Genomic DNA, 11,796 nt, shown 5'->3' with positions numbered 1-11,796 from the left:
ACATGCTGGATTTTCTGGAGCTTGAAGAGACGGTCGGTCGCGCCTGGCACCGGATGATCGGCAGGACTGGCTCATGGCCGCAATATCCCGAGGCGGCGATAAAACTTGTCGATATCCGCCAGAGGCTTGCGATCTGCTTTCGCGGGTTTGGCGGCGATATTGCGGTGCAGATTGCACCGGCCCGTTCACGCACTTCTGGCCATCGGCTGGGTCTTCGCCAGCGCATGGCGCTGGGCGAGGAAAAGCTTTCCCAGCCGCTGCGCGATGAATCGACCCTGATGCTGCCTGCCGAGATTGCGCTCTTTCCCGACCGCCAGTTGAATTACGATCTCTATGTCTGGCTTGCGGGTTATATGGCCGTCATGCCACGCGATGTGGCTGCCATGCCCGACGATCCTCTGCGGCGCGATCTGGCCGCCCTTGAGATTGCCAAAGATACGGTTCAAGAAACTTGCCGCCAGTTTCCCGGACTGACCAAACGCTATGCGCGGCTTTGCGAGGCAACGCTTGCCGCACGGCCAGAACGCCCGCTCAATCGTCTGGAACAGCTTGTCGAGCAGCGCATTCTGTCGCTTCTCAATCAGGGTGCGGGGTTGCCCGACCTAACCCTTGCAGCAATTTTCCCGCATCGCACACCCGCCAGCTATCTGCCTATGCTGCCGGTACCGCTCTGGCCGCAATTCATCGCCCGTGCGGAAACAGCCCCACGGGACAGCGAAGACGAGCCAGCGGGAAACAGCAGCGCCGAGAATGTGGAAACGGGTCGGCAGATCGCGCAACGCGAAAAGCAAGACCCGCGACTGACCGACCGCAGTCCCTTCATTCTCAATCGCTTTGAGAAAATCCTTGCCATGGCCGAGATGGTCAGTGTCGACCGGCCATCGGACGACAGCGATGAGCAGAATGCGAAATCTGCGGATGAACTCGACGATCTCACACTGGGCGAAAGAAAGGGCAAACCTGCCGCACGCTTTCGCTTCGATCTTGATCTTCCGCCGGAGGCCGTGGACGAGAGCGGACTTACGGCCAAGCTCACCTATCCCGAATGGGACTATCGCAAGGCCAGCTATCTGCATGATCATTGCTCGGTGCTTGCCGCACCCGCGAAGGATCGCGACGAGCCGCTGCAACTTGATGATGAAGCGCAAAGTCTCATTCGTCGCGTGCGGCGCCAGTTTGAAATCCTGCGTCCCGGACGCGAGATGATGCGTGCGCAACTTGACGGCAATGATCTTGATCTTGATGCCGTGGTGCGCTCGCGCTGTGATTTTGCAGCCGGTGGTCAGGGCAGCGAGCGCGTGCATCTGATGAGCCGCCCGCACGCCAATGATCTCGCGGTGACGATACTGGTCGATGTGTCGCTTTCAACCGATGCCTGGATTGATAATCGCCGCGTGCTGGATGTGGAAAAGGAAGCGCTGCTGGTGCTCGCCAACGGCATTGCCACTTGTGGCGACCGCTGTTCGATCCTCACCTTCACGTCGCGCCGCCGCTCATGGGTGCGGGTGGAAACGGTCAAGGATTTCGATGAAAATTTCAACGCATCCGTCGAGCATCGCATCGCCGCTTTAAAACCCGGTTTTTATACCCGTATGGGCGCCGCGATGCGGCATGCCACAGAAAAACTCAATGAACAGCATAACCGCAAAAAACTGCTTCTGGTCCTGACCGATGGCAAGCCGAACGATGTCGATCATTATGAAGGGCGGTTTGCGCTGGAAGATACGCGCCGCGCGGTCAGTGAAGCACGCGCAAAAGGCGTCAATGTCTTTGCCGTCACCGTGGATCGCGAGGCCAATGCCTATCTGCCCGCGCTTTTTGGCCATGGCGGCTATGCGTTGATTGGCAGATTGGCGAAACTTCCCGCAGCACTGCCTGCCATTTACCGTATGCTGGCGGGGTAAACAGCAGCGTTTCTCTTCGCTCCGATTTATTTTCTGTTGTTTGAGATGAAACAAATCAGGCCCGCATCATCCCCGTTAGATTGGGATCATGATGATGCGGGCTGTCATCGTCATCTGTCGAAAGCCAACGGCCATGGATGAACCCGATGACAAGCGCACCCGTTTCCACATTGAATATCATTGATGTCCGCGCCATTCCGCCCATCGCCCGCCACGCGACGATTTTCTCAATGATCGATGCTCTGGAGCCGGGTGAAACATTGCAGATCGTCAATGATCACGATCCCGTGCCGCTTCATTATCAGCTTGAAAGCCGTAATCCCGGAGTTTTCTCGTGGGAATACAAGGAAAATGGTCCGATCTGGCGGGTGGAGATCGGGCGCCCTGAAACGCCTGTCGAAGCACATGCCGAAACGCATGAATGCACTTGTGGCAATCACTGATTGCACTTTTTGATATAGGCCTCAAATGTTCGGTGCCGCTCTTTCCCGTTGGACTTTGTCCTATTTTGCCGCTTCGCTGTTCTTTCTCATCGCGGGAACAGCGCTGATGGCTGCGGGATTGGGTTATCCATTTGACGATATGCGGGCGCCTGAAACACTGATCATTGTGCATATCGTCGCCATCGGTTGGCTGTCGCTGCTGATGTGCGGCGCGCTTTTACAATTCGTGCCGGTTCTGGTCGCCAAGCCGTTGCAACTGGCTCAAGCGGGCCTGCCAGCTCTTCTTTGTCTGTTGACGGGTCTTGCAGGCTTGCTCGGCGGGTTTGCGGGTATGGCCGGGTTTTGGGATATACCCAGCTGGCTATTACCTGCATCAGCACTTCTTCTGACGACAGGCTTTGCCATCATCGTGGTGATGCTCGGCGTGACGATCTGGAACGCGCGTCCATTGGCGCTGCCAGCACGCTTTGTCGCGATTGGCCTTATATGCGTAATCGTGGTTGCAATGCTGGGCAGCCTGTTCACGCTGGTGCTTTCAGGCGCGGTGGAGCAGATATTCTTTCTCAATCTCGCAGCATCCAGCCTTTCCATTCATGCCATTCTCGGCCTCGGTGGCTGGATGACGTTTACCGCGATGGGCGTCAGCTACCGGCTTTTGACGATGTTCATGCTGGCACCCGAAACCGCAAAGCGGACGACCCATCTGGTGTGGGCAGTGGGCGCTGCGGCTCTGGCCCTGCTTTCGTTTTCGATTATTTTCGTGGCCCTGGGCTATGACGGTGTGGATCTCGTGCTGCTGCTCGCGCTTTTGCTGGGCGTTGCGAGTTTTGGTCTTTATATGCACGACGTGCGCAGCATTTATGCACAGCGCAAACGCAAGGTCATCGAACTCAACAGCGCGGCCTCCATCCCGGCTTTTTCGGCAATGCTTCTATCGCTGATTATCGCCATTGCCTTGCCATGGACTGGTTCGCCGGACGCGGTCATTGCCGCTCTGGTTTATCTTTTTGCCTTCGGCTGGTTGACGGGGTTAAGTCTGGCCCAGCTTTACAAGATCGTGCCTTTTCTAACATGGCTTGAATGCTATGGTCCTGTCATGGGCAAGGTCATGACGCCGCGTGTGCAGGATATCGTGGTGGAAAGTCGCAGCAGGCGCTGGTTTTTCGTTTATTATACCGGCGTGGCCATTGCCGTCTTTGCACTGATTATAGCCGATACCATGGCTTTCAGGGTGGGGTGCGGGCTTAATCTGATTGCAATCGTGGCCCTGATAACCCAGTTCATTCGTGCGCGCAGACTGATGGATGTGCCGGAGGCCATGAAGCTGCCGAATGTCATAACTATTCCACATCTGATATATGCTGGCAAAACAATACCTGGGAGAACGAGATGACAGTTTCTGTTGAGGCATTGATACCGCGTGAGCTTGATGTGCGTCCTTTGTTGAAAGACGGAGTCGAGCCGTTTCAGGCGATTATGGGCGCGATTGATACGCTGGCTCCCGGACAAAGTCTGTTGCTGATTGCTCCGTTCAAACCGGTTCCGCTTTTCGCCGTGATGGAGCGCAAGGGCTTTTCGGCAAAGCCTGAGCCAATCGGTGAGGGTGACTGGCAAGTCCTGTTCTCGCCCATCGGCGAACAGGTTCCGGTGGTGGATGTTTCGGATAATGCCGGTTCGCCCGATGACTGGCCGGAGCCGTCACAATATCTCGACTGTTCCGATATGGAGCCGCCGCAACCGATGGTCAGTATTCTGGCGGAAGTGGAAAATATGGGCATGGGCGAAGTGCTGTTCGCTCTGTTGCACCGCGAGCCATTGTTTCTGTTTCCTGAACTTGAAAAGCGCGGACATCAATGGGTTGGCAATTTCGATGAAAAGGGCGAGGCCTATCGCATTATGATCCGCGTTGGAACAGCGTAAGGAACGATCATGCAATACGTCGATAGTGTGCAGCTGGAGACCGAAATCAGAGATGCCCTGCGCATCGTGATGGATCCTGAACTGGGGATCAATCTGGTCGATCTGGGAATGATTTATCGTATCGATGTTGACACCAATGGCGATGTGTCGGTTCAGATGACAACGACGACGCGCGGTTGTCCGGCAGCCGGATTTCTCACGCAGGCAGTACAAGCGTGCATAGAGGATGTATCCGGCGTCAGGACTGTAAAAGTCGAACTGACTTATGAACCGGCGTGGTCGCCCGAAATGGCTATAGCCGAGGCGCAGGCCCGGTTTGCTGTGCCGGCTTTCAGATAGCAAACTTTTTTACGTTAAGACGAAAGCGGTTTTATCAATTGCGATGAAGCCGTTTTTTGTTTTGAAGATATCCTTTGACACAGGGATTTTTTGAAGAATAATCGGCAATTCTACGAGATTTACTCAATAAAGAATAATTCTAAACTACATTCATTACAGCGCCGGAAATACAATTTTTCTCCAGGCGGATTTCGATATTGGTTGTTCCAGAACAAACAAACGCATAATGTGATGAAAGTTTCATATAAGCAATTGAATTATAATAATAAATTATATCACGTTTTAGACGTGTCATTGATCCTGAACAATGAGAAATCACGGAGTATCGCCTATAAATATAGTGACAGAGCGAAAAGAGCTCAGTCCTATCGTAAGGAGAGACTCGATGGGCAATCCACTCAATATCAACCGTCGTACGATTTTGGCAGGAGCGGCCCTTGCTGGCGCATTGGCTCCTGTGCTGTCGGCCGGCACGGCCTTTGGACAGGCGACGCTGAAGAAGGCGAGCGCTGCCGATATAGCAGCGCTTCCGCGAGAGAAGGTAGAGCTTGTCGATCCGCCTTTCGTCCACGCGCATAGTCAAGTTGCCAAGGGCGGCCCCAAGGTGGTCGAATTCACCATGGTGATCGAGGAAAAGAAAATCATCCTCGACGCCGATGGCACCGAATATCACGCCATGGCTTTCAACGGCACCGTCCCGGGACCGCTGATGGTTGTGCATCAGGATGACTATGTTGAATTGACCCTGATCAATCACGAAAACAACACCCTGATGCATAATATCGATTTCCACGCATCAACCGGTGCACTGGGTGGCGGCGGTCTCACGCAGATCAACCCCGGCGAAAAGACGATCCTGCGCTTCAAGGCGACCAAGCCCGGCGTGTTCGTTTATCACTGCGCACCTCCCGGAATGGTTCCATGGCATGTGGTATCCGGCATGAATGGCGCGATCATGGTTCTGCCGCGCGAAGGCTTGAGCGACGGCAAGGGCAATGCGCTCACCTACGACAAGGTCTATTATGTCGGCGAACAGGACTTCTATGTGCCGCGTGATGAGAAGGGTGCCTACAAGAAGTATGAAAGCCCCGGCGACTCATATGAAGATGTCACCAAGGTGATGCGGACACTGACCCCGACCCATATCGTTTTCAACGGTGCTGTTGGTGCGCTGACGGGTGACAATGCGATGACGGCGGCGGTTGGCGAAAAGGTGCTGATTGTTCACTCCCAGGCTAACCGCGATACGCGGCCGCATCTGATTGGCGGTCATGGTGATTATGTCTGGGCGACCGGCAAGTTCAATACGCCGCCGGATGTCGATCAGGAAACCTGGTTCATTCCGGGTGGTACGGCGGGTGCTGCATTCTACACGTTCCAGCAGCCGGGCATCTATGCCTATGTCAACCACAACCTTATCGAAGCCTTCGAACTGGGCGCTGCCGCACATTTCAAGGTAACGGGCGAGTGGAACGACGACCTGATGACTTCGGTTCTGGCACCGTCAGGCATGTAAGGCAACGCTTTGAGCGGCTCCATGAAACTGAACGATTGAAGCCGCTTTTCAAAACATACGTTCGGGGGTATGCCCCCGAACGGCCGACCCTGTAACTGTGGGTGTAGACATCATGAAACACGGTACAAAGCAACGATTGCGCGATCTGGCGATTGCGGTACCTACGGTGCTGCTGGCCGTTGCAGCAGGGCTTTTTGTCGTCGATGCGGCCAGCGAGATTGGTGCAAAGCGGCAGGGCCTGGAAGTACAGCGCCCTCAAACGGTCAGCGTTGCATCGCGACGCATGACGTATCGCGCTGATGGCGATTTTCAGAAGAACAATTACCCCACCGACGCACCTTTGACGACGCGCTGGCTCACGCGGCCCTTCGAGATCATGAAATATCAGGTCACAGTGGCAGAGTACGAACTTTGCGTCAGGGAAGGCGCTTGTGTAATCGCAGATGGTGCCGGATCACGTACATCGCCATCAGATCATCCGGTGGTAGGCATAAGCTATGATGATGCGCAGGCTTATGCCGAATGGTTTTCGCGCAAGACCGGTGAGGTCTGGTACCTGCCGAGTGATGAGCAATGGGCGTTTGCCGCCGGTTCACGCTTTACCGATGATGCCTTGGGCGTAGAGGAGGGAAGTGCAACGAACCCTGCATTGCGGTGGCTGCGCGATTATGAAATCCAGAGTGCGCGTAACCAGAATCGCAACCCGACTGTGCGTCCCGCAGGCGCATTCGGTGAAAATGAATTTGGTGTGGCCGATATAGGCGGCAATGTCTGGGAATGGACCAATACCTGTCACCGCAGGGTCAATATCGATGCCTATGGCAAGGTTGCCAATGAAAGTGTCGTTTGCGGGGTGTATGTGGTCAATGGCAAGCATAGGGCTGCCATGAGCTCCTTCATCCGCAACCCGAAGTCGGGCGGGTGCAGCGTTGGCCTGCCGCCCGACAATCTCGGATTTCGCCTCGTCCGCGATGGGCGTTGGTATGCACCCATGCTCAAACGGCTCAGGGGCTTTTCTGTATGATGGTTTTTATTTAAATGCCAAAACTTTATGCCCCTCAATATGTGCCAATCCTGCTTTGTTGTGATAAGCAGGATCAGGAAATTTAAGTAGGGGTAATCGGAATGGCCACGATCGATCGCGGTCTTGTCAGGAAGCTGTCGTTATTCGCCAGAATGGGTGATAACGAGCTGGACAAGCTTGTTTCCTATGCCACCTCACGCCGTGTCTTGCAGGGGGAATCGATCTTCGAGCAGGGCGATGACGCGGTCTCGTTCTACCTTCTCCTTTATGGCCGTCTGAAGGTCAATCAGGTTACATCCGATGGCCAGCAGATCATTGTGCGCATGGTGCATCCGGGTGATCTTTTCGGTTTTGCCAAGGCTTTGCAGCGTCATGATTATCCGGGAACGGCAGTGGCCGTAACCGAAAGCATCGTGCTGGGCTGGCCCACCGATTTATGGGATTATTTCGTCGAACAAAATCCCGGTCTTGCCATGAATGCCATCCAGACCATTGGCACGCGCCTTGAAGAAGCGCATACGCGCATTCGTGAGATGTCGACGGAGGAAGTCGAACGCCGCGTCGCGCATGTCGTGCTGCGTCTTGCGCAAAAGGCGGGCAAGAAGGAAGAGAACGGTATCCGTATCGATTTCCCCATCACTCGGCAGGATATCGCCGAAATGACCGGAACGACGCTGCACACTGTCTCACGTATTCTCAGTGGATGGGAGGCGAAAGGGTTTGTGCGCGGCGGTCGACAGAAATTGACCGTTATCGATACAACCGGCATTCGACGCCTTGCCGAAGGCGAAGCTTAATGCATCTTTATAATTGGCCGTGCGCCTGAAACGCTATAAGCAACAAAAATACCGATATCATCCGTGCATGACGGTCGCGTTTTTCTGGCGGGTCACCCAAGATGCACCGACACCGCCATGCAGAAAGCCGTTTGAAAGCGGAACTGCGGGATAAACCGCCTGCAAGCGAACCAGCCCCTCTGTCGGCTCGATATGGCCCTGCAGCACGTCATCATGGATGCGTGCGACGGCAACCATGTCGCAATCCTGTGGCGATAATCTGAAACGGCTTATACCCGCTGCTGTGAGCTCTCGCACGTCTTCGATCAGCGACTGACAGGTATGGGACATTGTCTGCACGCCGTTGAGTGACAGAAATTGCTGGCTGTCGAGCGTCTTGACCGGCAGGCCGTCCGGCTCTTCGCCACAGACGAACTGGCAATTATCCTTGATGTGGCCCTTGAAGCGAGCATGGGCGCAACGTGCGGAAATTGCCAGCGGGATTCGGCCAAAGGCAAAGACCTCGAATGCGATATCCGGCGCGCCTTTGATAATTTCGCGAATGGAATTGAAGGGCAGTTCCGGTGGCAGGCAGATGGATTGCGCGCCACGCGCTGCCAGAACTCTGGCTGTGGCCGCATTATAGACATTGACCAGCGGACCGACCAGATGCGGCTTGCCTGCAAGCAGCCCCAGCGCCGAAAGGTCGTTGGCCTCCACGGGCAGCAGCGATTGTTCGGCGGTTTGCCGGACATGCTTTGCTTCGCGTTCCAGCATGACAAGCGCCAGCGAGCCGAGGGCTATTTTTTTGCCGCCGCGTTGAAGCCGTTCGATAACGTCTGCGATATAAGGATCGGTGAAATGAAAGCGCTTGGAGCAAACGATTTCACCGATTGTAACGTGTTCGACCGGCGCTTCATCGGCAATGCGAAAATAGAAATCCCGCCATTTCGGGCCGTCCCACAGATAGAGAACGGGGCCAAGGCTCAGGCTTGGGCGATGGGCAATATCAGACATGGATTATCTCCAGCGTTTTTCGTAAGCGCCCGATGTGGTTTGCTGGCCTTCGCTCAGCGTGCGCAACCGTGACAGAAGTGCTGCGCGCTTGTCCGGCCCCGCCGATAGCGTTTGTCGCAATGTCGAGACGACTTCGGCGACATAGGCCTTGCCGCGCTGTCGCCCTTCGATTTTGAGCGCCGAGACACCTGCTGCCCGTAATTCGCCGATATGGTTCATCACATCTAGAGAAACAGGGTCTTCAAAGGCATAGCCTTCCTCGTCGCCAATATTGAAGCGGCCTTTGCACAGCGTTGGATAGCCTGCCGCTTCGCCTTGAGGAAAGCGATTGATGGTGTAATCGCCAAGCTCCGAGACAAGTTCGGAACCGTCATTGCGATAACGCACATGACTGGCCGGAGAACAGACGCCATTCATATTGGGCGATTTACCCGTGGCATAAGAAGACAGCGAGCAGCGGCCTTCAGCCATTACGCAGAGGCCACCAAAGACAAAAACCTCCATCTCGCAGGCAATCTTTTTGCCAAGTTTTGCAATATCGGGAATGGTCAGAACGCGCGGCAGCACCACGCGTTTGGCCTTGAAGGCGTCGATCAGAAAATTGACCGCATCGGCATTGGACGCGGAAGCCTGCACGGATGCATGCAGGCGCTGGTTGGGATGGCGCTCCGCTGTGTAGGCCATCAGGCCGAAGTCGGCCAGAATCACGGCATCAGCGCCCAATGCTGCGGCGTCATCCACGGCAGAGTACCAGATATGCTCGTCGCCCGCGCGCATGAAGGTGTTGATGGCGACAAAGACCTCAGTGCGCCGCGAATGCGCAAAACTGATCGCGTCGCGCAGTTCGGTGCGGCTGAAATTGAGGCCGGGAAAATTACGCGCATTGGTCTCGTCACGAAACCCGCAATAGACGGCATCGGCACCCGCCTGCACGGCTTCGCGCAGCGCCGAGGGGGTGCCTGCGGGGCAGATCAGTTCCATGAACGCTCTCCCTGATCGCTTATGTCCGGCTCGAGCGCTTTGCTGCGGACGTAGTTTGCAATCGTGCGTACCACAGGTGCAAAAGGACCGGCACTTTTGCCAAGATCGGAAGGCAGATCGACATCGCAGTCATCCAGCGCGTTGCGCAGGGCAAGCATGGCTTCCATGTCGCCGGTGACCGTGATATCGCGCGAGAAAAACAGGGCGTCGCCGTCGAGTTTGCCTTCGAGAAGGGCCAGCAACATTACCAGCGGGCCTTCGATCGCGGCATCGGTTTCAGGTAATTCACTTTTTCGCACGACCGTAATGCGCGGTATTGACGGCTCGACAAGAAAGCTGAACGGCAAATCCGAAGGGCTGAAACCGAAACGCCTGTTGACATAATCGCCCAGCCTTTCAAACAGTCCCGGATGTTGCCTGAGAACCTGCAGGAACACGCGCGAAACAACAGGCGTTAGCAGAAATGGCGGTACGAGCCGGGCTGGATGCGCCACGGTTGACGGAACTTTCATCATTACCCAGCTTTCAATGCGCTGTTACAAGGTGAACAAGAATTAAGCGATTCATCGCGTGAGAAGTTTGATTAAAATCAAAGAAGGTTGAAGAATTTGGCTTTCAAACAGAGCCATGAAAAATGCTTCTCCCGTTCCGCCGCATTATGATTGCCTGCAAAGTTTCATGCGAGAGCTTGAAAAGCGTGGCGATCTTGTGCGCATTGCGCGTCCTGTTTCGCTTGTTCATGAAGTAACCGAAATCCACAAACGCGTGCTTGAGGCGGATGGACCAGCACTTTTGTTTGAAAAGCCGGTCGATGCCGATGGCAATCCGGTCGCTGTTCCTTTGCTGGCTAATCTGTTTGGTTCTGAACGGCGTATAGCCTGGGGTCTGGGACGGCAGGTGGAGGAACTGCCCGAATTGGCGGATATGCTGGCGGAATTGCGCGCACCAAAGCCACCGCGCTCGGCACGGGAAATCTGGAACAAGCTTCCCTTGGCAAAGACAGCACTTGCAATGCGACCGCGCCGGATAAACCGGGCACCTGTGCAGGACGTCATTCATACAGGCGCCGCAATCGATTTGGGAAAACTGCCGATCCAATGGTGTTGGCCGGGTGAGCCAGCACCGCTTGTGACATGGCCGCTGGTCATAACGACTTCGCCTGATGATCCGTCGGATATCAATGTTGGCATTTATCGTATGCAGAAGCTGGGCCCCGACCGTCTGATCATGCGCTGGCTCGCCCATCGCGGCGGCGCGCGCCACCATCGGATGTGGCAAAAGCTTGGGCGGGATATGCCCGTCGCCATTGCCATCGGCGTTGACCCGGCGACTATCTTATCCGCCGTCATGCCATTGCCCGAGGGTATGAGCGAACTGGCATTTTCCGGGCTTCTGTCAGGCCAGCGGCCGCTGGTTACCAAAGCCCGAACCGTTCCCTTAAGCGTGCCCGCCAATGCGGAAATCGTGCTGGAGGGCAGCGTTTTCGTATCGCAGACCGCACCGGAAGGCCCCTATGGCGATCATACCGGCTATTATAACAGTGTCGAAGAATTTCCCGTCATGCAGGTGACGGCGATTACGACACGCAAAAAGCCGGTCTATCTTTCGACCTATACGGGACGCCCACCGGATGAGCCCTCAAAACTCGGCGAAGTGATGAACCAGCTTTTCGTGCCGGTGGTGCGTAAGCAGTTTCCCGAAATAATCGATCTGTGGCTGCCGCCAGCGGCGTGCTCCTATCGGGCGATGGTGGTTTCGATCGACAAGCGCTATCCGGGACAGGCACGGCGGGTGATGATGGGGCTGTGGTCGATTCTGCCGCAATTCAGCTATACAAAACTCATTATCGCAGTCGACCCTGACATCGATGTGCGTA

The 11,796-nt window shown here is 55.4% G+C and carries 12 protein-coding genes (1 of these 12 running past the window's edge); 9 read left to right on the top strand and 3 right to left on the bottom strand.

Translation table 11 applies throughout. The features are described from left to right. Nucleotides 1–2: 2 nt before the first annotated feature. From AAIB41_RS17380 to AAIB41_RS17345, 8 genes are all read left to right on the top strand, one after another. Entirely contained in the window at nucleotides 3–1,904 is a 1,902-nt protein-coding gene (locus tag AAIB41_RS17380) for a nitric oxide reductase activation protein NorD (RefSeq protein WP_343315242.1), read from the top strand. A 146-nt stretch (nucleotides 1,905–2,050) separates the two neighbouring features. Further along, nucleotides 2,051–2,347 carry a DUF2249 domain-containing protein gene (locus AAIB41_RS17375; RefSeq protein WP_343315241.1) on the top strand — a complete coding sequence of 99 codons (297 nt, stop codon included), beginning with the start codon at nucleotides 2,051–2,053 and terminating at the stop codon, nucleotides 2,345–2,347. Between the two features lie 25 nt (nucleotides 2,348–2,372). After that, nucleotides 2,373–3,740, top strand: a complete 1,368-nt coding sequence (locus AAIB41_RS17370) for a hypothetical protein (protein ID WP_343315240.1) — start codon at nucleotides 2,373–2,375, stop codon at nucleotides 3,738–3,740. Beyond that, nucleotides 3,737–4,267 carry a DUF2249 domain-containing protein gene (locus AAIB41_RS17365; RefSeq protein WP_343315239.1) on the top strand — a complete coding sequence of 177 codons (531 nt, stop codon included), beginning with the start codon at nucleotides 3,737–3,739 and terminating at the stop codon, nucleotides 4,265–4,267. The genes AAIB41_RS17370 and AAIB41_RS17365 overlap by 4 nt, the downstream gene beginning before the upstream one ends. 9 nt (nucleotides 4,268–4,276) lie before the next feature. Beyond that, a complete protein-coding gene (locus tag AAIB41_RS17360; protein WP_343315238.1) occupies nucleotides 4,277–4,606 on the top strand; it encodes a metal-sulfur cluster assembly factor in 330 nt (109 codons plus the stop codon). 385 nt (nucleotides 4,607–4,991) lie between these two features. Beyond that, a complete protein-coding gene (nirK, locus tag AAIB41_RS17355) occupies nucleotides 4,992–6,122 on the top strand; it encodes a copper-containing nitrite reductase (RefSeq protein WP_343315237.1) in 1,131 nt (376 codons plus the stop codon). Nucleotides 6,123–6,234: 112 nt separating this feature from the next. Beyond that, a complete protein-coding gene (locus AAIB41_RS17350; RefSeq protein ID WP_343315236.1) occupies nucleotides 6,235–7,146 on the top strand; it encodes a formylglycine-generating enzyme family protein in 912 nt (303 codons plus the stop codon). A 101-nt stretch (nucleotides 7,147–7,247) separates the two neighbouring features. Continuing rightward, complete coding sequence (locus tag AAIB41_RS17345) at nucleotides 7,248–7,943, top strand: Crp/Fnr family transcriptional regulator (protein WP_343315235.1); 696 nt, start codon at nucleotides 7,248–7,250, stop codon at nucleotides 7,941–7,943. A 57-nt stretch (nucleotides 7,944–8,000) separates the two neighbouring features. Here the strand turns inward: AAIB41_RS17345 and AAIB41_RS17340 are convergent, their stop codons facing one another. The 3 genes from AAIB41_RS17340 to AAIB41_RS17330 are packed head-to-tail and all read right to left on the bottom strand — an operon-like array spanning nucleotide 8,001 to nucleotide 10,435. After that, nucleotides 8,001–8,939, bottom strand: a complete 939-nt coding sequence (locus AAIB41_RS17340; RefSeq protein WP_343315234.1) for a U32 family peptidase — start codon at nucleotides 8,937–8,939, stop codon at nucleotides 8,001–8,003. A gap of 3 nt (nucleotides 8,940–8,942) precedes the next feature. Next, nucleotides 8,943–9,920 (bottom strand): peptidase U32 family protein, encoded by a 978-nt coding sequence (locus AAIB41_RS17335; RefSeq protein WP_343315233.1) that lies wholly within the window; start codon nucleotides 9,918–9,920, stop codon nucleotides 8,943–8,945. Continuing rightward, nucleotides 9,911–10,435: an SCP2 domain-containing protein gene (locus AAIB41_RS17330; RefSeq protein WP_343315232.1), complete on the bottom strand. Its 525-nt coding sequence runs from the start codon at nucleotides 10,433–10,435 to the stop codon at nucleotides 9,911–9,913. The genes AAIB41_RS17335 and AAIB41_RS17330 overlap by 10 nt, the downstream gene beginning before the upstream one ends. A gap of 112 nt (nucleotides 10,436–10,547) precedes the next feature. Here AAIB41_RS17330 and AAIB41_RS17325 point away from each other — a divergent pair, with 112 nt between their 5' ends. After that, a protein-coding gene (locus AAIB41_RS17325; RefSeq protein ID WP_343315231.1) for a UbiD family decarboxylase crosses the window boundary here: on the top strand, nucleotides 10,548–11,796 show its 5' portion. 266 nt of this gene lie beyond the right edge of the window; 1,249 of the gene's 1,515 nt are visible here — the first part of the coding sequence; its start codon is at nucleotides 10,548–10,550; the stop codon falls past the right edge of the window.

Source organism: Brucella sp. BE17 (assembly GCF_039545455.1).
GTDB lineage: Bacteria > Pseudomonadota > Alphaproteobacteria > Rhizobiales > Rhizobiaceae > Brucella.
This window is presented reverse-complemented; position numbering and strand designations above follow the sequence as displayed.

What these genes read in the sequence shown, in the direction of transcription:
- AAIB41_RS17350 (WP_343315236.1), top strand. Translation starts at nt 6,235, where the DNA reads ATGAAACACGGTACAAAGCAACGATTGCGCGATCTGGCGATTGCGGTA.
- AAIB41_RS17345 (WP_343315235.1), top strand. Translation starts at nt 7,248, where the DNA reads ATGGCCACGATCGATCGCGGTCTTGTCAGGAAGCTGTCGTTATTCGCC.
- AAIB41_RS17365 (WP_343315239.1), top strand. Translation starts at nt 3,737, where the DNA reads ATGACAGTTTCTGTTGAGGCATTGATACCGCGTGAGCTTGATGTGCGT.
- AAIB41_RS17370 (WP_343315240.1), top strand. Translation starts at nt 2,373, where the DNA reads ATGTTCGGTGCCGCTCTTTCCCGTTGGACTTTGTCCTATTTTGCCGCT.
- AAIB41_RS17330 (WP_343315232.1), bottom strand. Translation starts at nt 10,435, where the DNA reads ATGATGAAAGTTCCGTCAACCGTGGCGCATCCAGCCCGGCTCGTACCG.
- AAIB41_RS17360 (WP_343315238.1), top strand. Translation starts at nt 4,277, where the DNA reads ATGCAATACGTCGATAGTGTGCAGCTGGAGACCGAAATCAGAGATGCC.
- AAIB41_RS17380 (WP_343315242.1), top strand. Translation starts at nt 3, where the DNA reads ATGCTGGATTTTCTGGAGCTTGAAGAGACGGTCGGTCGCGCCTGGCAC.
- AAIB41_RS17335 (WP_343315233.1), bottom strand. Translation starts at nt 9,920, where the DNA reads ATGGAACTGATCTGCCCCGCAGGCACCCCCTCGGCGCTGCGCGAAGCC.
- nirK (WP_343315237.1), top strand. Translation starts at nt 4,992, where the DNA reads ATGGGCAATCCACTCAATATCAACCGTCGTACGATTTTGGCAGGAGCG.
- AAIB41_RS17375 (WP_343315241.1), top strand. Translation starts at nt 2,051, where the DNA reads ATGACAAGCGCACCCGTTTCCACATTGAATATCATTGATGTCCGCGCC.
- AAIB41_RS17340 (WP_343315234.1), bottom strand. Translation starts at nt 8,939, where the DNA reads ATGTCTGATATTGCCCATCGCCCAAGCCTGAGCCTTGGCCCCGTTCTC.